At 55.2% G+C, this 17,548-nt stretch carries 15 protein-coding genes and 5 tRNA genes; 15 read left to right on the top strand and 5 right to left on the bottom strand.

The features are described 5' to 3' along the window. Positions 1-121 precede the first annotated feature (121 nt). The 15 genes from pncC (at position 122) to ACOTZF_RS08535 (ending at position 10,625) form a co-directional block, all read left to right on the top strand. Positions 122-619 carry a nicotinamide-nucleotide amidase gene (gene pncC, locus ACOTZF_RS08605; RefSeq protein WP_013098439.1) on the top strand — a complete coding sequence of 166 codons (498 nt, stop codon included), beginning with the start codon at positions 122-124 and terminating at the stop codon, positions 617-619. 89 nt (positions 620-708) lie between these two features. Next, complete coding sequence (gene recA, locus ACOTZF_RS08600; RefSeq protein WP_013098438.1) at positions 709-1,767, top strand: recombinase RecA; 1,059 nt, start codon at positions 709-711, stop codon at positions 1,765-1,767. Positions 1,768-1,835: 68 nt separating this feature from the next. Continuing rightward, entirely contained in the window at positions 1,836-2,336 is a 501-nt protein-coding gene (recX, locus tag ACOTZF_RS08595) for a recombination regulator RecX (protein ID WP_020689258.1), read from the top strand. 131 nt (positions 2,337-2,467) lie between these two features. Further along, on the top strand, positions 2,468-5,095 hold the full coding sequence (alaS, locus tag ACOTZF_RS08590; RefSeq protein WP_095428019.1) for an alanine--tRNA ligase: 2,628 nt from the start codon (positions 2,468-2,470) through the stop codon (positions 5,093-5,095). Positions 5,096-5,336: 241 nt separating this feature from the next. Continuing rightward, entirely contained in the window at positions 5,337-5,522 is a 186-nt protein-coding gene (gene csrA, locus ACOTZF_RS08585) for a carbon storage regulator CsrA (RefSeq protein WP_000906486.1), read from the top strand. A gap of 343 nt (positions 5,523-5,865) precedes the next feature. Continuing rightward, positions 5,866-5,958 (top strand) — tRNA-Ser (locus ACOTZF_RS08580). 4 nt (positions 5,959-5,962) lie between these two features. Further along, positions 5,963-6,039, top strand: a tRNA-Arg gene (locus ACOTZF_RS08575). Between the two features lie 64 nt (positions 6,040-6,103). Then, positions 6,104-6,180: transfer RNA gene (locus tag ACOTZF_RS08570), tRNA-Arg, on the top strand. 29 nt (positions 6,181-6,209) lie between these two features. Further along, positions 6,210-6,286, top strand: a tRNA-Arg gene (locus tag ACOTZF_RS08565). Positions 6,287-6,315: 29 nt separating this feature from the next. Beyond that, positions 6,316-6,392: transfer RNA gene (locus ACOTZF_RS08560), tRNA-Arg, on the top strand. Positions 6,393-6,509: 117 nt separating this feature from the next. Next, positions 6,510-7,076, top strand: coding sequence for a fructose-1-phosphate/6-phosphogluconate phosphatase (yqaB, locus tag ACOTZF_RS08555; RefSeq protein WP_020686219.1), 567 nt, complete (start codon positions 6,510-6,512; stop codon positions 7,074-7,076). Beyond that, positions 7,073-7,501, top strand: coding sequence for a YqaA family protein (locus ACOTZF_RS08550; protein ID WP_014833021.1), 429 nt, complete (start codon positions 7,073-7,075; stop codon positions 7,499-7,501). Before yqaB ends, ACOTZF_RS08550 begins: the two co-directional genes overlap by 4 nt. A gap of 83 nt (positions 7,502-7,584) precedes the next feature. After that, a complete protein-coding gene (gene gshA / locus ACOTZF_RS08545) occupies positions 7,585-9,129 on the top strand; it encodes a glutamate--cysteine ligase (RefSeq protein ID WP_129318074.1) in 1,545 nt (514 codons plus the stop codon). A 153-nt stretch (positions 9,130-9,282) separates the two neighbouring features. Next, positions 9,283-9,798, top strand: coding sequence for an S-ribosylhomocysteine lyase (gene luxS, locus ACOTZF_RS08540; RefSeq protein WP_013098432.1), 516 nt, complete (start codon positions 9,283-9,285; stop codon positions 9,796-9,798). 53 nt (positions 9,799-9,851) lie between these two features. Further along, positions 9,852-10,625 (top strand): AraC family transcriptional regulator, encoded by a 774-nt coding sequence (locus tag ACOTZF_RS08535; RefSeq protein ID WP_094084772.1) that lies wholly within the window; start codon positions 9,852-9,854, stop codon positions 10,623-10,625. Here ACOTZF_RS08535 and leuA read toward each other — a convergent pair. From leuA to ACOTZF_RS08510, 5 genes are all read right to left on the bottom strand, one after another. Next, on the bottom strand, positions 10,603-12,258 hold the full coding sequence (gene leuA / locus ACOTZF_RS08530) for a 2-isopropylmalate synthase (RefSeq protein WP_129318075.1): 1,656 nt from the start codon (positions 12,256-12,258) through the stop codon (positions 10,603-10,605). The genes ACOTZF_RS08535 and leuA overlap by 23 nt on opposite strands. A 166-nt stretch (positions 12,259-12,424) precedes the next feature. Next, positions 12,425-13,972 (bottom strand): multidrug efflux MFS transporter permease subunit EmrB, encoded by a 1,548-nt coding sequence (gene emrB / locus ACOTZF_RS08525; RefSeq protein ID WP_013098429.1) that lies wholly within the window; start codon positions 13,970-13,972, stop codon positions 12,425-12,427. A 16-nt stretch (positions 13,973-13,988) separates the two neighbouring features. After that, positions 13,989-15,161 (bottom strand): multidrug efflux MFS transporter periplasmic adaptor subunit EmrA, encoded by a 1,173-nt coding sequence (gene emrA / locus ACOTZF_RS08520; protein WP_013098428.1) that lies wholly within the window; start codon positions 15,159-15,161, stop codon positions 13,989-13,991. 129 nt (positions 15,162-15,290) lie between these two features. Then, the gene (gene mprA, locus ACOTZF_RS08515; RefSeq protein WP_013098427.1) at positions 15,291-15,821 is read right to left on the bottom strand and encodes a transcriptional repressor MprA; all 531 of its coding nucleotides are present in this window, start codon (positions 15,819-15,821) and stop codon (positions 15,291-15,293) included. A gap of 314 nt (positions 15,822-16,135) precedes the next feature. Beyond that, positions 16,136-17,320, bottom strand: coding sequence for an MFS transporter (locus tag ACOTZF_RS08510; protein WP_013098426.1), 1,185 nt, complete (start codon positions 17,318-17,320; stop codon positions 16,136-16,138). Between the last annotated feature and the right edge of the window lie 228 nt (positions 17,321-17,548).

The following is a 17,548-nucleotide window of genomic DNA, read 5'->3' as shown; positions in this document are numbered from 1 at the left end:
TAGCCGGTGCCTTCGCATCGGCTTTTTTCTGAACCCCCCTCGTAAAACATGATCCTCATCTCCATATCTGACGAGAAAGTGCTATCTTGTGCTGCACGTTTTTCTGATGCCCGGAGCGAGAATGACTGACCATGAATTGATGCAGCTTAGCGAAGTCGTAGGACTGGCGCTTAAGCAACGTGGCGCGACTATTACGACTGCCGAATCCTGTACCGGCGGCTGGGTTGCTAAAGCCATTACCGATATTGCAGGCAGTTCCGCCTGGTTTGAACGCGGCTTTGTGACCTACAGTAACGAAGCTAAAGCGCAAATGATTGGCGTGCATGAATCCACGCTTGAACAGCATGGCGCGGTCAGCGAACCGGTGGTGATTGAGATGGCGATTGGTGCGCTGAAAGCGGCGCGTGCAGATTATGCCATCTCTATTAGCGGTATCGCCGGCCCGGACGGCGGCAGTGACGTGAAGCCTGTCGGCACCGTCTGGTTTGGTTTTGCCACCTCTAAAGGTGAAGGGATCACGCGTCGCGAGTGCTTTAGCGGCGATCGTGAAAGCGTGCGTCGTCAGGCCACCGTTTATGCGTTAAAAACGCTCTGGCAACAATTTCTACAAAATACTTGATACTGTATGACCATACAGTATAATTGCACCAACAGAACAGAAATCCACGGTGAAGCACAGTCGCTTCTCCCGGCATGACAGGAGTAATAATGGCTATCGACGAAAACAAACAGAAAGCGTTGGCGGCAGCACTGGGCCAGATCGAAAAGCAATTCGGTAAAGGCTCCATCATGCGCCTGGGTGAAGACCGTACCATGGATGTGGAAACGATCTCCACCGGTTCGCTTTCTCTGGATATCGCGCTGGGCGCGGGCGGTCTGCCAATGGGCCGTATCGTAGAGATCTACGGGCCAGAATCCTCCGGTAAAACCACCCTGACGCTGCAGGTGATTGCCGCGGCGCAGCGCGAAGGTAAAACCTGTGCCTTTATCGATGCCGAGCACGCGCTGGACCCTGTTTATGCTCGTAAGCTGGGTGTGGATATCGATAACCTGCTGTGTTCTCAGCCAGATACAGGTGAACAGGCGCTGGAGATTTGTGACGCGCTGGCGCGTTCCGGTGCGGTTGACGTTATCGTGGTCGACTCCGTTGCTGCGCTGACGCCAAAAGCGGAAATCGAAGGCGAAATCGGCGACTCTCACATGGGCCTCGCGGCACGTATGATGAGCCAGGCAATGCGTAAGCTGGCCGGTAACCTGAAGCAGTCCAATACGCTGCTGATCTTCATCAACCAGATCCGTATGAAAATTGGCGTGATGTTCGGTAACCCGGAAACCACTACTGGTGGTAACGCGCTGAAATTCTATGCTTCTGTCCGTCTGGATATCCGCCGTATCGGCGCGGTGAAAGAAGGTGAGAACGTGGTGGGGAGTGAAACCCGCGTGAAGGTCGTGAAGAACAAGATTGCCGCGCCGTTCAAACAGGCTGAATTCCAGATCCTCTACGGTGAAGGTATCAACTTCTTCGGCGAACTGGTTGACCTGGGCGTGAAAGAGAAGCTGATCGAAAAAGCGGGCGCATGGTACAGCTACAACGGCGATAAAATTGGTCAGGGTAAAGCGAATGCGATCTCCTGGCTGAAAGAGAACCCGGCTGCAGCGAAAGAGATCGAGAAGAAAGTGCGTGAGCTTCTGCTGAACAACCAGGACTCTAAACCTGATTTCGTGGTTGATGGTGCGGATGCTGAAGAAACTAACGAAGACTTTTAAGGCTTTCGTTTAAAAATGAAGGGCTGCTGATGCGGCCCTTTTTGCATTTCTGAACCAGCAGGTTTTTTATGAGCGAATTCACAACGCGTCGACCCGCTTATGCGCGATTACTGGACCGCGCGGTGCGGATCCTTGCCGTGCGTGACCACAGTGAACAAGAGCTGCGGCGTAAACTGTCGGCCCCGGTGATGAGTAAAAATGGGCCGGAAGAGATTGATGCCACCGCGGAAGATTATGACCGGGTGATTGCCTGGTGCTACGAGCATCACTATCTGGATGACGACCGTTTTGCTTCCCGGTTCCTGGCCAGCCGTGGCCGCAAGGGATACGGTCCGGCGCGTATCCGTCAGGAGCTGAACCAGAAGGGCGTTGCCCGTGAGTCCATCGAAAAAGCAATGCGCGACTGTGACACCGACTGGTGTGCGCTGGCAAAAGAGCAGGCGATTCGTAAATACGGTGAACCGCTGCCGCGTGAATTTTCAGAAAAAGTCAAAATCCAGCGCTTTTTGCTCTACCGCGGCTTTCTGATGGAAGATATTCAGGATATCTGGCGTAATTTTGCCGATTGAACGCATGCGGGATTTTACTTCCCACCAAAGAAAACTTATCTTATTCCCACTTTTTCCAGTAGCAGGTCTGTCCAGGGGTTTACCGATACCGGCTTGCTACGACATTTCGTTAGCTTGATTTCAGGATAATTATGAGCAAGAGCACCGCTGAGATCCGTCAGGCGTTTCTCGATTTTTTCCATAGTAAGGGACACCAGGTTGTTGCCAGCAGCTCCCTGGTACCGAACAACGACCCAACTCTGCTGTTTACCAACGCCGGGATGAACCAGTTCAAGGATGTGTTCCTTGGTCTCGACAAGCGTAATTATTCCCGCGCCACAACCTCACAGCGTTGCGTGCGTGCGGGCGGTAAACACAACGACCTGGAAAACGTCGGTTACACCGCGCGCCACCATACCTTCTTCGAAATGCTGGGTAACTTCAGCTTCGGCGACTATTTCAAACATGATGCTATTCAATACGCGTGGGAACTGCTGACTGGTGAAAACTGGTTCAACCTGCCGAAAGAGCGTCTGTGGGTTACCGTCTATGAAACCGATGACGAGGCCTACGAAATCTGGGAAAAAGAAGTCGGTATCCCGCGCGAACGTATTATTCGCATCGGTGACAACAAAGGCGCACCGTACGCGTCTGACAACTTCTGGCAGATGGGTGATACCGGCCCTTGCGGTCCATGCACCGAGATCTTCTACGATCACGGCGACCACATCTGGGGTGGCCCTCCAGGCAGCCCGGAAGAAGACGGCGATCGCTACATTGAGATCTGGAACATCGTCTTCATGCAGTTCAACCGTCAGGCCGACGGCACTATGGAGCCGCTGCCGAAGCCGTCCGTTGATACCGGTATGGGCCTGGAGCGTATCGCGGCTGTTCTGCAGCACGTTAACTCCAACTACGAAATTGATCTGTTCAGCACCCTGATCAAAGCCGTTGCAGAAGTGACTGGCGCGACCGATCTGAACAACAAATCATTGCGCGTAATCGCAGACCATATCCGTTCCTGTGCGTTCCTGATTGCTGACGGTGTTATTCCGTCGAATGAAAACCGTGGCTATGTGCTGCGTCGTATCATTCGTCGTGCTATCCGTCACGGCAACATGCTGGGCGCGAAGGACACCTTCTTCTATAAGCTCGTTGGGCCACTGATTGGCGTAATGGGTTCTGCAGGTGACGAGCTGAAACGCCAGCAGGCGCAGGTTGAGCAAGTACTGAAGACTGAAGAAGAGCAGTTTGCCCGTACGCTGGAGCGTGGTCTGGCGCTGCTGGATGAAGAACTCGCTAAGCTTAAGGGCGACACGCTGGATGGCGAAACCGCCTTCCGCCTGTACGACACTTACGGCTTCCCGGTTGACCTGACGGCGGACGTTTGCCGTGAGCGCAACATCAAAGTGGACGAAGCGGGCTTCGAAGCGGCGATGGAAGAGCAGCGTCGTCGTGCGCGTGAGTCCAGCGGTTTTGGCGCAGACTACAACGCGATGATCCGCGTGGATAGCGCGTCTGAATTTAAAGGTTATGAAGCGCTGGAACTGACTGGCAAAGTGACCGCCCTGTTTGTTGACGGCAAAGCCGTAGACAGCATCAGCGCAGGTCAGGATGCAGTTGTCATTCTGGATAAAACCCCGTTCTATGCGGAATCCGGTGGTCAGGTTGGCGATAAAGGCGAACTGAAAGGCAACGGTTTCAGCTTCAGTGTGAACGACACTCAGAAATACGGCCAGGCGATTGGTCATCTGGGTAAACTGGTTTCAGGCTCCCTGAAAGTGGGCGAGGGCGTTCAGGCTAATGTTGACGAAGCGCGCCGCGCACGCATCCGTCTGAACCACTCGGCAACGCACCTGATGCACGCTGCACTGCGTGAGGTTCTGGGAACGCATGTTGCACAGAAAGGTTCTCTGGTTAACGACAAAGTGCTGCGTTTCGACTTCTCGCATTTTGAAGCGATGAAACCGTCTGAAATCCGTGCGGTGGAAGATCTGGTGAACGCGCAAATCCGTCGTAACCTGCCAATCGAAACCCACATTATGGATCTCGACGCGGCGAAGAAAAAAGGTGCGATGGCCCTGTTTGGTGAGAAATATGACGACCGTGTTCGCGTATTGAGCATGGGCGACTTCTCTACCGAGCTGTGCGGTGGTACACACGCATCGCGTACCGGTGATATCGGTCTGTTCCGCATCATTTCTGAATCCGGTACGGCGGCAGGTGTGCGTCGTATTGAAGCGGTGACCGGTGAAGGCGCGATTGCCAGCCTGCATGCGCAGAGTGACCAGCTGCACGATATCGCGCAGCTGTTGAAAGGCGATACCCAGAATCTGGGCGAGAAAGTGCGTGTTGCGCTGGATCGTACTCGCCAGTTGGAAAAAGAGCTGCAGCAGCTGAAAGAGCAGGCTGCGGCGCAGGAGAGTGCAAACCTCTCCAGCAAAGCTGTAGACATTAAGGGCGTCAAACTGCTTGTCAGCGATCTGGCAGGTGTAGAGCCTAAGATGCTGCGTACCATGGTCGACGATCTCAAGAACCAGCTTGGTTCGACGGTTATCGTACTGGCGACGGTAGCAGAAGGTAAGGTTTCTCTGATTGCGGGCGTCTCTAAGGATGTGACCGACCGCGTTAAAGCAGGGGAACTGATTGGCATGGTTGCCCAGCAGGTGGGTGGCAAAGGTGGCGGTCGTCCGGACATGGCGCAAGCCGGTGGTACGGATGCGGCGGCACTTCCTGCGGCATTGGCCAGCGTTGAAAGCTGGGTAAGCGCGAAACTGTAATAACTACAAAGCACAAACAGACGCCATAGCGGTAACGTTATGGCGTCTTGTTCACTGCACTATCGATAACGATAAAGTCAGGTTGAGTTTGTGTATATCGGCTAAACTTACGTTTAACAGAATGTGATGCCGTGACTGCTTACACTTTACGTGTTTGTCATCGCTTACTTTTTGGCGTTATATGATGGATAATGCCGGGATACAAGAGACCCGACTCTTTTAATCTTTCAAGGAGCAAAGAATGCTGATTCTGACTCGTCGAGTTGGTGAGACCCTCATGATTGGGGATGAGGTCACCGTGACAGTTTTAGGGGTAAAGGGTAACCAGGTACGTATTGGTGTTAACGCTCCTAAAGAAGTATCTGTCCACCGTGAAGAGATCTACCAGCGTATCCAGGCTGAAAAATCCCAGCAGTCCAGTTACTGATATTGTCGCGTCTCGCTGTCGGGCGAGACGCAACCCCTCCTGTTATTTTTCCTGCTTAAAGTTACCGTTCGATTTCAATCGCTCTGTTTTTAACCACTCTCGCCAGCTTATCTCGTCCAAACCACACGCTTCTCTTCATAGATTTCTGGGAGGATGCCTGCAAAATCCGCTTATAAAACACTCTCTTTGCGGCTTTTACATGCGAATTGCCTGTGATTTGTGCAAACGATAAAAGCTTTTGGAAAATTGTTTGACTTATAAGTCCCAGAAAGTAATATATGCGCCACGCAGCGACGAGAAGCTCTTAACGAGTGGCTCGAAGCACTCGAAAGAGGCGTTGTGTGGTGAGGTGGCCGAGAGGCTGAAGGCGCTCCCCTGCTAAGGGAGTATGCGGTCAAAAGCTGCATCCGGGGTTCGAATCCCCGCCTCACCGCCATTTTGCATCCGTAGCTCAGCTGGATAGAGTACTCGGCTACGAACCGAGCGGTCGGAGGTTCGAATCCTCCCGGATGCACCATCTATTACTTCATATTGCTTTAGAAGTGATATGAACATCGAGCAGTACAGTAGTAAATCCCGATGCATCCGTAGCTCAGCTGGATAGAGTACTCGGCTACGAACCGAGCGGTCGGAGGTTCGAATCCTCCCGGATGCACCATTTACTATTTCTGAAAGCAGTACCCTGATGCATCCGTAGCTCAGCTGGATAGAGTACTCGGCTACGAACCGAGCGGTCGGAGGTTCGAATCCTCCCGGATGCACCATTTACTGTTTCTAAAAGCATTTCCCCGATGCATCCGTAGCTCAGCTGGATAGAGTACTCGGCTACGAACCGAGCGGTCGGAGGTTCGAATCCTCCCGGATGCACCATCTTCTCTTGGTTTGTTTATTCCTTCGACGTTCCGTCAGCAATCACACTCTCTGTCAGCGACAAAAACGCCCGTTTACGATAAAGTAACCCTTTGTTAATCGGTTAGCGAGAGCACGATGTACGCACAGTATGACGGTTTGATCTTCGATATGGATGGCACGCTTCTGGATACCGAACCCACGCATCGCCAGGCCTGGACGGACGTTCTTGGACGTTACGGTATGCGCTTCGATCTCCAGGCGATGATAGCCCTCAACGGATCACCTACCTGGCGTATCGCACAGGCCGTGATTGAACTTAATCAGGCCGATCTTGATCCGCACCAGCTCGCGCGTGAAAAAACCGATGCAGTCAAAGCTATCCTGCTGGATACCGTGCGTCCTCTGCCGCTTATTGACGTGGTAAAAGAGTGGCACGGACGTCGCCCGATGTCGGTCGGCACGGGCAGCGAAAGCGCTATCGCCGAAGCGCTGCTCAACCATCTTGGCCTGCGCCACTATTTTTCTGCGGTGGTTGCCGCCGACCATGTTAAAAATCACAAACCCGCACCGGACACCTTCCTGCTTTGCGCAGAACGAATGGGTGTGCCGGCGGCAAAATGCGTTGTCTTTGAAGATGCCGACTTTGGCATTCAGGCCGCGCGTGCTGCCGGAATGGATGCGGTGGATGTTCGCTTACTGTGAGTGACGCGCTGTCACTTTTATCATTATTCGCCAGCAGTTTTTTAAGTGCTACGCTCTTACCGGGTAATTCGGAAGTGGTGCTGGTGGCGATGCTGTTGTCTGGCGTGAGTCAGCCCTGGTTGCTTGTGTTAATAGCAACAATGGGTAATAGCCTTGGAGGGCTGACTAACGTTATTCTTGGGCGTTTCTTTCCGCTGCGTGAAAAATCGCGCTGGCAGGAAAAGGCAGTCGGCTGGCTAAAACGCTATGGCGCTGCCACGCTGTTATTAAGCTGGATGCCTGTAATAGGCGATTTACTGTGTCTGCTGGCGGGATGGATGCGCATCTCCTGGGGGCCGGTGCTCTTTTTTTTGTGCCTTGGCAAGGCGTTGCGCTATGTTCTTGTGGCGTGGGCAACACTACAGGGTATGACGTGGTGGCACTAATTGGTGGAATGAATACGCGACCTTCAATCGTCAACCATTACAATTATGCTGAGTAACATTACTTTGACAGGCGGGAGGTCAATTTGATCCCGGACGTATCACAGGCGCTGGCCTGGCTGGAAAACCACCCTCAGGCACTGAAGGGTATTCAGCGTGGCCTTGAGCGTGAAACGCTGCGCGTAAACGCGGATGGTAGCTTAGCGACGACGGGTCACCCGAAGACGTTAGGCTCGGCGCTGACACATAAATGGATCACTACCGATTTCGCTGAAGCACTGCTGGAATTTATCACTCCGGTGGACGGTGATATTGATCATATGCTGACGATATTGCGCGACATCCATCGCTACACCGCCCGAAATATGGGCGATGAGCGTATGTGGCCGCTCAGCATGCCCTGCTATATCGAGCAGGGGCAGGAGATTGAACTGGCGCAATACGGCACGTCGAATATCGGTCGACTGAAAACGCTGTATCGCGAGGGTCTGAAAAACCGCTACGGCGCGTTGATGCAGACGATCTCAGGCGTACATTACAACTTCTCTTTGCCGATGGCTTTCTGGCAGGCGAAATGCGGTGAAACGGATAAGGATGCGATCTCCGCGGGTTACTTCCGCCTGATCCGCAACTATTACCGTTTTGGCTGGGTTATTCCTTACTTGTTTGGTGCGTCTCCGGCTATATGCTCCTCGTTCCTGCAGGGGAAACCGACGACGCTACCGTTCGAGAAGACCGCGTGCGGAATGTACTACCTGCCGTATGCCACCTCGCTGCGTCTGAGCGACCTTGGCTATACCAATAAATCGCAAAGCAATCTCGGTATTACGTTTAACGAATTGCACGAATATGTGGCAGGATTGAAGCGGGCGATCAAAACCCCGTCGGAAGAGTACGAGAAAATCGGCCTCGAAAAAGACGGCAAACGTCTGCAAATCAACAGCAATGTGCTGCAGATTGAAAACGAACTGTACGCACCGATTCGTCCGAAGCGCGTGACGCGCAGCGGTGAAACCCCGTCGGATGCGCTGCAGCGCGGCGGGATCGAATACATTGAAGTGCGCTCACTGGATATCAACCCGTTCTCACCGGTCGGTGTTGATGAGCAGCAGGTTCGCTTCCTGGATCTGTTTATGGTCTGGTGTGTGCTGGCCGATGCGCCGGAAATGAGTTCAGACGAACTGCTCTGTACCCGCACTAACTGGAACCGCGTGATCCTGGAAGGGCGCAAACCGGGCCTGACGTTGGGTATCGGCTGTGAAACGGCGCAGTTCCCACTGCCGAAAGTGGGTAAAGATCTGTTCCGCGACCTGAAGCGCGTTGCCCAGACAATGGACAGCCTTTACGGTGGCGAAGCGTATCAACAGGTCTGCGACCAGTTAGTGGAATGCTTTGATAACCCGGAACTGACATTCTCGGCGCGTATTCTGCGTTCTATGATTGATCAGGGCATCGGCGGAACAGGGCGTGCACTCTCCGCGGAGTACCGTGAAATGCTGATGCAGGAGCCATTAGAGATCCTGAGCGAAGCGGATTTTGCGGCGGAGCGCGATGCGTCTGTCGTACGTCAGAAAGAGATCGAAGCGGCGGATACGGAGTCGTTTGAGGCGTTTCTGGCGAAGCAGGCTTAAGCAGAAAAGAAAAAGGCCACATCGCTGTGGCCAAAATATACATCTCTGAATTCAGGGATGATGATAACAAATGCGCGTCTTTCATATACTCAGACGTGCATTCTGTAGAAGAGTTCAGTTTATTTTAAAAAAAATCACTATCGGAGGTGACGTATGCCGTTATTAGATAGCTTTACTGTCGACCATACCCGTATGGAAGCACCTGCAGTCCGCGTGGCGAAGACCATGAACACCCCGCACGGCGACACGATCACCGTTTTCGATCTGCGCTTCTGCGTGCCGAATAAAGAAGTGATGCCGGAGAAAGGCATTCATACGCTGGAACACCTGTTTGCTGGTTTTATGCGTGACCACCTGAACGGTAACGGCGTGGAGATTATCGATATCTCTCCGATGGGCTGCCGTACCGGTTTTTACATGAGCCTGATCGGCCAGCCTGAAGAGAAGCGTGTTGCTGATGCCTGGAAAGCGGCCATGCAGGACGTGCTGAAGGTAAAAGAGCAGAACCAGATCCCCGAGCTGAACGTCTACCAGTGCGGCACATACCAGATGCACTCTCTGGAAGAAGCCCAGGAGATCGCGCGTCACATCATCGAGCGTGATGTTCGCGTCAACAGCAACGAAGAGCTGGCCCTGCCAAAAGAAAAACTGCAGGAACTGCACATCTAGTGCACCTTTTCCCTCTCCCGACGGGAGAGGGTAGGGTGAGGGTTGTTTAACCCATGACCACAACGTCTACCTTCTCCTTTACCCATCGTCCCCTCGTTCCGTTTGCCCATGATTACGTTCATGGTGACAGCGAGCCGTGGCACCAGCACGACTGTGCCCAGCTGCTGCACACCCTGAGCGGGGTGGTAAGAGTGGATACCGCATCGGGCTGTTGGGTTGTTCCGCCGGGCCGTGGCGTCTGGCTGCCAGCAGGAACGCAACACTCGCTTCGCATCACCGGCAACGTGGCGGCGCGTACGCTGTTTATCGATCCGCTGGCGCGGGCCGATCTCCCTGCAACCTGCCAGATCGTGCAGATCTCGTCGCTGTTACGCGAACTGATCCTCGCTTCCCTGCTGCTTGATGAGTCTTACTCGCCGGGGAGCCGCGACGAGCGGGTGTATGAGCTGATTCTGGATGAGATCCGTTTGATGCCAGTGCTGCCGTTTCATCTGCCGGAGCCGGAAAGCGAGCCGTTACGCCAGCTTTGCCAGCGGATCCGCCAGGCACCCGGTGAAAGCTGGAGCAGTACTGAGGCGGCGAGCTCCGCAGGCATGAGCGAGCGCACACTGAACCGTCATTTTCAACAGCAGACCGGTTTACGCTACGCGGAGTGGTTGAGAAGGGCGCGCCTGCTGGAGGCGTTGCAACGGCTGGCTCAGGGGCAGCCCGTGTTACGCGTGGCGCTGGATCTGGGCTACGGTAGCCACAGCGCCTTTACCGCGATGTTTCGCCGGGTGATGGGGACATCACCCAGCGATTACTTCAAAGACAGCTCACCGCATTAAACAGCGCCTGGAGCGAGGCGCGCGCCACGTCACTGTCAATGCCCACTCCCCAACGGCTGCTGCCGTCCTGGAACAGGCAGCGGATGTAAGCCACCGAGCGGCTGTCGCTGCGCTCCCCCAGCGTATGTTCGTGGTAGTCTTTAATCACAAACGGGGTGTTGAGCCAGCGGCTTAACCCACTGGCGGCCGCGGATAACAGCCCGTTGCCCTGGCCTTCAAGCTGGCGCGTTGCGCCCTGCGTCACGACGCTTGCCGTCAAACGTAACTGACCGTCCTGCTGACTGTCGCTGCGATAAGATTGCAGGGCAAAGTGTGGGTCTGCGACCAGCCCGTAGCGGCTGCGAAACAGCTGCCACAGGGCGTGCTGCGTCATCTCTTTACCATGCCGATCGGTCTCCTGCTGCACATGCTGGCTAAAATCCTGCTGCAACGCGCGGGGCAACTTCAGACCATGATTCTGCTCGATGAGCCAGGCGCTGCCGCTTTTCCCGGACTGACTGTTAACCCTGATCACCGCTTCATACGTGCAGCCGATATCCTGCGGATCGACGGGCAGGTACGGCATCTCCCAGCGCTCGCCCGGTTTGCGGGCATCAAAGCCTTTTTTAATGGCGTCCTGATGCGAGCCCGAGAAGGCAGTATAGGCCAGCCGTCCCGCCCACGGATGGCGCGGGTGTACCGGAAGCTGGTTGCAGGCTTCCACCACTTCTACCACCCGGTTCATATCGCTAAAGTTGAGATTCGGGCTGATCCCCTGGCTGTAGAGATTCATCGCCAGCGTTACCAGGCAGACGTTACCCGTGCGTTCGCCGTTGCCAAACAGACAGCCTTCCACCCGGTCCGCACCCGCCATCACCGCCAGCTCTGCGCTGGCCACGCCGGTGCCGCGGTCATTATGCGGGTGAACGCTGATGCAAACATCGGTGCGACGGCTAAAGTGGCGGCAGAAATACTCGATCTGATCGGCATACACGTTTGGCGTGCTGACCTCCACGGTGGCCGGTAAGTTGATCACCATGGGCCGTTCGGCGCAGGGCTGCCAGATCTCCGCCACCGCTTCACAAATCTCCAGCGCAAACTCCGGCTCGGTAAAGCAGAAGGTCTCCGGGGAGTATTCGTACTGCCAGCGGGTCTCCGGGTTCTCTTCGCACAGCGTGCGGATAAGCCGCGTGGAGCGTGTTGCCAGCTCCACGATTTGCGCTTTCTCCAGGCCGAACACCAGGCGGCGATACAGCGGGGCGGTGGCGTTATACAGATGGACGGTGGCCTGTTTCGCGCCACGTAACGATTCGAAGGTGCGGACGATCAGGTCTTCTCGTGCCTGGGTTAACACCTGAATTGTGACGTCATCCGGGATGCGATTCTCTTCAATCAACTGGCGAACAAAGTTGAAATCCGTCTGCGAGGCAGAAGGAAAGGCAACTTCAATCTCTTTAAACCCGCAGCTTAACAGCAGATCCCAGAACTGCAGCTTGCGCGTGCTGTCCATGGGTTCGGCCAGGGCCTGGTTGCCATCGCGTAAATCGGTTGAGAGCCAGCGCGGGGCATGGGTGATGCGTTGCTCAGGCCAGCGACGGTCGGGAAGAGAAATAACGGGATAAGGCTGGTACTTGTCGGCGGGTGTGTTCAGCATGATGCGCTCCTGTTGTCTTTTCACTATCGTGAATGGATTTCAGGAGCGCTGCTTTATCGGATGTGACAATTGCTGTCGCGTTTTGGACAACAGCGCGGGTTTTGCCGGATGTGCACATATCGTAGGCCCGGTAAGCGAAGCGCCACCGGGCATTTCACGCAGAGGACTAGTGCGCGCCACCCCCTCCACCGCCGGCACCAAACGGCGGTCTGGCAAACCACACCAGCCCCAGCAGGACGATGAAGATCCCCGCGGATATCCAGAAAATCTCGTTAGCCGAGATAATCAGCCCCTGGTTGGTGATCTGCTGGGCAATCCAGCCGGACGCCTGCTGTTCCGTCATGCCCATCCCCTGAAGCTGGCTATACATCTGCTGCGCATTCGGGTTGTACGGATTTACCGCTTCGGTCAGCTGCGCATGGTGCATCGATTCCCGGTTTGTCCACAGCGTGGTGGTGATCGATGTCCCGATGGAGCCCGCTAATGTACGGGTAAAGTTCGACAGGCTCGACGCGGCCGCCAGACGCTCAGGCGGTAAGCCAGACAGCGTGATGGTGGTCAGCGGCATAAAGAAGCACGCTACCGCGAAGCCCTGAATAAACTGCGGCCACGCAGAGGCGCCAAAGTCCATCCCCGGTTCAAAGGTATACGCACGCCAGTAGAAGCACACCGCATACATAATGAAGCTGAAGGTCACCAGCCTGCGCATGTCGAGCTTATGGGCAAAGCGGCCAATGATTGGCGACAGCAGCACCGGGATCACCCCAACAGGCGCAGAGGCCAGACCCGCCCAGGTCGCGGTATAGCCATACACCTCCTGCAGCAGCTGCGGCAGCAGAACAATCGCGCCGAAGTAGAGCATATAGGCGAGGCTGATACACAGACAGCCGATGGTGAAATTTCGCGACTTAAACAGCGAGAGATCGACTATCGGGTTGTCGTCCGTAAGCTCCCAGACAATCAGGAAGCTCAGCGACACCACCGCGACAATGGTCAGGATGATGATCTCCTGCGAGTTGAACCAGTCCAGCTCCTTACCCCGGTCGAGCATGATCTGCAGACTGCCGATACCGAGGATCAGCAGCGCCAGACCAATGCTGTCGATTCGCCGCTGTTCGGTACGGGTCTCACGACCGCGCAGGGATTGCAACGTCATCAGAACCACAACCGCTCCAATCGGAACGTTGATGAAGAAGATCCAACCCCAGTGGTAGTTATCGCTAATGTACCCGCCGAGAATCGGTCCGCAGATAGGCGCGACGATCACGGTCATTGACCACAGCGCCAGCGCGACGGAGCGTTTTGCAGGTGGGTAGTTACTCAGCAGCAAACTTTGCGAAAGGGGGATCAGCGGCCCGGCGACAATCCCCTGGATGACGCGGAAGAAAATCAGCATCGTCAGGCTGCTGGACATCCCGCACGCCCAGGAGGCCAGCACAAACGCCACCGTTGACCACAGGAACAACTTCACCTCACCGACGCGCTTCGCCAGCCAGCCGGTAATCGGAATGGAGATGGCGTTTGCCACCCCGAACGAGGTAATGACCCAGGTTCCCTGGCTCAATGACGAGCCAAGGTTTCCGGCGATCGTCGGGATTGCCACGTTTGCGATGGTGGAGTCCAGCACCTGCATGAATGTCGCCAGCGACAGCGCAATGGTCATTATGACCAGCTGCGCGCCTTCCAGCGGTTTTTGCGGCTTTTGCTGTTGCATAACGCTCACCTTCGGATTAACCGGCGTTTGCCTTCACGATGTCATCGATCAGCTTGTTGACCGGATCGAGGCTAATTTCACGGGCGTTACTTTCATAAGCCGGAGTGCTGCGTACCTGGCTTGCCAGGATCTGGCCGTCGCGGTTAGCGGTATCCACCGTCACCAGCGTGGAGAGGCCAATACGCAGCGGATGGTCTGCCAGCTGCTTAGGATCAAGCTCGATACGCACAGGCAGACGCTGCACCACTTTGATCCAGTTACCGGTGGCGTTTTGCGCAGGCAGCAGCGAGAAGGCGCTGCCGGTACCCATATCCAGACCCACCACTTTACCGGTGTACTTCACGTCGTCGCCGTAAATGTCGCTGATAACAGTTGCGGTCTGGCCGATACGCATATGGGCAAGCTGCGTCTCTTTAAAGTTCGCATCAACCCACAGATTGTCCGCCGGCACGACCGCCATCAGCGGCGTGGTTGGGCTGATCTGCGCGCCTGGCTGTACGGAACGACGGGAGACGTAGCCGGTCATTGGGCTGACGATTTTGGTACGCTGCAGGGCAAGCCACGCGTTACGCACTTCGGTCGCCGCCTGTTGTACCGCAGGCTGGTTTTCAAGGCTGGTACCGAGAATCATCGCCTGGTTAGCGTTGTACTGCTGAATAGCCACATCCAGCTGCGCCTGGGCGCTGGCAACGGCATCGCGGGCGTGCTGCAGCTCTTCACGGCCAATCAGATTGGCGGTACCGAGCGGCACGCGACGGTTCAGGTCGCTCTGTGCCTGGGCGAGTGCGGTTTTCTGCACGTCGATGTTGGCCTGCAGCTGCTTACTGTTGATCATCAGCTGACGGGTCTGACGCACGCTGGAGGCCAGCGCGGTCTGTGCTTTTTCAAACGCCTGTTGAGCGTCGGTCGGATCCAGCGTGACCAGCACATCCCCTTTTTGCACAAAGTCGGTATTGTCAGCCCAGACTTTCGTCACGCTGCCCGACACCTGCGCCATAATTTGTACCTGATTCCCTGCCACGTATGCGTCGTCTGTCTCTTCTGCATGACGCAATACTAAAAACCAATAGATCCCATATGCCACGGCAATAATGATAAAGAGCAAGGTCAACAGAAGAAGGGCGCTCTTACGTTTGCCTTTCTTGTTGGCCGGTTGCTGCGGGGTTGTGTTCTCCGCATTTGCGCTCATTGTTGTTCTCCACGATCTTCTTATTTTCACATCGGCTGAGCCGACCTGTTGTCAGAAAGGCCAGCAGTGTCACGTGCTGGCCTGTCAGTTTTCTTTTATTAAATCTGGATGTTCGAGCGTGTCGTCGCGTTAGCGCAGCGCCTCAAGGATGGCGCCATCTTCATCCATCTGATCCAGACGGGTGAGCAGCTTGCGAGTGATGTGCTCAAGCTGGTCGCGCTCGCTTGTGCTGAGGACAGACCAGAGTTTGTGCAGGCAGTTGTGCTGAGGTGGCAGCACCTCACGCAGGAATTGGTGACCTTTGTCGGTCAGTTGCAGATGCAGGCAACGGCGGTCGTTATCGCTTTCACGGCGTTCAATCCAGCCGCGCTTTTCCAGCTCATCAGCGATACGGGTGGCGTTCGTACGGGACGAACCCAGCGCGCAGCTCAGCTCAGACGGCTGAATACTGTGGTTTTCCTGAGACTCCAGCGTAATCAACGCCATAAATAACGTCTCGTTAATCCCCTGAGCTTTCAGCATCTTATTACGATTATCCAGCAGTTTCCCCTGCATGTGCATGCACAGGCGGGTCAGCAGGATTTCCTGATACGGAAAGTCCTCATGACGACTGGCGCGGAATTTAAGCATTTGTTCAATGGGCGTAAACGAACTATCCATTTGGGCATAACCTCATTAATTACAGCCGATATAGTAACGATAGTGACAAATAATGTAAATGAATTATTTGTGCGGTTAAATCCGCCAAACTAATGTCACTATCAGAAAGCGCCGGGTAAGTCCGTGACCCGGTGAGCACAGAAAGAGAGAGGGATGAACCCGCGGAAGAGAGGATGTGAGGACAGGGGTCTGAACTATTCATGCCGTTTGAAAATATGTCACCCACATTAAAATTTCTGGGATAAATGATTACGTTTACATTAACAGAGTGAGGGGCCCCTTTACACCCTAAGAGGCCCAAAGCTATGTAAAACTTAGTGAATGGCTTCCTGACGATGGTATCCGCGCCACCATACTACCAGGTTTAGCGCGGCGACAACGGCCCCTGTCGCGCACACGCCTGTCCACCCGCCATGCTGCCACGCCGAGGCGGAAATTAACGAGCCCGCAGCACCACCAATGAAGTAGCTGGTCATGTATCCGGCAGTAAGACGGTTTCGCGCGTCTGGCTTCACGCGGTAAATCACGGTCTGGTTAGTGATATGCACGCCCTGTACGGTGAGGTCGAGCACCAGAATGCCGACGATCAGCGCCAGCACGGAGGTATGACCGTACCAGATGGCCGCCCAGGAGAGCAGAAGCAGCACCAGTCCCGCGCTGGTGGTCATGTGAGATTTGCCCTTATCGGCCAGCCCGCCTGCCGGACGCGCGCCGAGCGCCCCCGCCGCACCGGCCAGACCAAACAGACCAATCACCCCTTCGGAATAGTTAAATGGCGGTGCGGCCAGCAGAAAGGCCATCGACGTCCATAGGATGCTGAAGTTGGCGAAGGTGAAACATCCCAGCAGCGCGCGGGTGCGCAGGAGTTTATCCCGGGTAAAGAGGCTGAACACGGAGGCCAGAAGCTGAGGATAGTTCAGGTGATTTTCCTGCTTCACCTTCGGCAAGCCGCGCCAGAGCGCGAGCGCCATCACCACCATCAGCACGCTTGCCACCCAGTAGACGGTACGCCAGCCGCCAAGGCTGGCCAGCAGACCTGCTACGGTACGTGCCAGCAGTATCCCCAGCAGCAGGCCGCTCATGATAGTGCCCACCACTTTGCCGCGCTTTTCCGGTGCGGCGAGGGTGGCGGCCAGTGGAACCAGAATTTGCGCCACCACGGAGAACAGACCCGTCAGCGCGGTGCCGATAATCATCATTGTTAAAGAGTGGCTGCTGGCGGTGATCAGCATGCCGCCTGCGGCCAGCAGGGTCATGGAGACAATCAGCATCCGGCGCTCAAACATGTCGCCGAGCGGCACCAGGAACAGCAACCCGGCGGCATAGCCGAGCTGCGCGGCGGTGACAATAAAGCCTGCCGAGCTGGCAGAAAGGTTAAACGCCCGGGCGATGGTATCGAGCAGAGGTTGAGCGTAGTAGTTACTGGCGACCGCCAGACCCGTTGCCACGGACATTAAAAGAATAAGCGCGGGGCTAAGCCCCTGAGATGTTTTTGTCATGGGTTTCAGAAATCATTAGTTAAGTGATTATTTTTCCGGAAACAATAATAACCAATGATTGTGAAGGATGGGGGATTGTTGGGTGATGGATTGTGCGGTTTAGGGGATGGTGCGGTCTGGTGCCCTCACCCTAACCCTCTCCCACAGGGCTGAGGGTTCCCCAGAAAAATGAAAAGCACGATGAAGTGTGATCTACTGGTTGCGCTAACAAATCAGAAGAGACCTCAT

The organism is Enterobacter cloacae complex sp. SHL021, from assembly GCF_049237765.1.
GTDB classification, from domain to species: domain Bacteria; phylum Pseudomonadota; class Gammaproteobacteria; order Enterobacterales; family Enterobacteriaceae; genus Enterobacter; species Enterobacter cloacae.
The sequence above is the reverse complement of the archived record's forward strand: the minus strand, read 5'-3'. Positions and strand labels throughout refer to the sequence as shown.

Coding starts and splice junctions, on each gene's coding strand:
- ACOTZF_RS08535 (WP_094084772.1), top strand. CDS start 9,852: ATGACCACAACGTCTACCTTCTCCTTTACCCATCGTCCCCTCGTTCCG.
- pncC (WP_013098439.1), top strand. CDS start 122: ATGACTGACCATGAATTGATGCAGCTTAGCGAAGTCGTAGGACTGGCG.
- leuA (WP_129318075.1), bottom strand. CDS start 12,258: ATGCTGAACACACCCGCCGACAAGTACCAGCCTTATCCCGTTATTTCT.
- ACOTZF_RS08510 (WP_013098426.1), bottom strand. CDS start 17,320: ATGACAAAAACATCTCAGGGGCTTAGCCCCGCGCTTATTCTTTTAATG.
- mprA (WP_013098427.1), bottom strand. CDS start 15,821: ATGGATAGTTCGTTTACGCCCATTGAACAAATGCTTAAATTCCGCGCC.
- recX (WP_020689258.1), top strand. CDS start 1,836: ATGAGCGAATTCACAACGCGTCGACCCGCTTATGCGCGATTACTGGAC.
- alaS (WP_095428019.1), top strand. CDS start 2,468: ATGAGCAAGAGCACCGCTGAGATCCGTCAGGCGTTTCTCGATTTTTTC.
- emrA (WP_013098428.1), bottom strand. CDS start 15,161: ATGAGCGCAAATGCGGAGAACACAACCCCGCAGCAACCGGCCAACAAG.
- yqaB (WP_020686219.1), top strand. CDS start 6,510: ATGTACGCACAGTATGACGGTTTGATCTTCGATATGGATGGCACGCTT.
- recA (WP_013098438.1), top strand. CDS start 709: ATGGCTATCGACGAAAACAAACAGAAAGCGTTGGCGGCAGCACTGGGC.
- luxS (WP_013098432.1), top strand. CDS start 9,283: ATGCCGTTATTAGATAGCTTTACTGTCGACCATACCCGTATGGAAGCA.
- csrA (WP_000906486.1), top strand. CDS start 5,337: ATGCTGATTCTGACTCGTCGAGTTGGTGAGACCCTCATGATTGGGGAT.
- emrB (WP_013098429.1), bottom strand. CDS start 13,972: ATGCAACAGCAAAAGCCGCAAAAACCGCTGGAAGGCGCGCAGCTGGTC.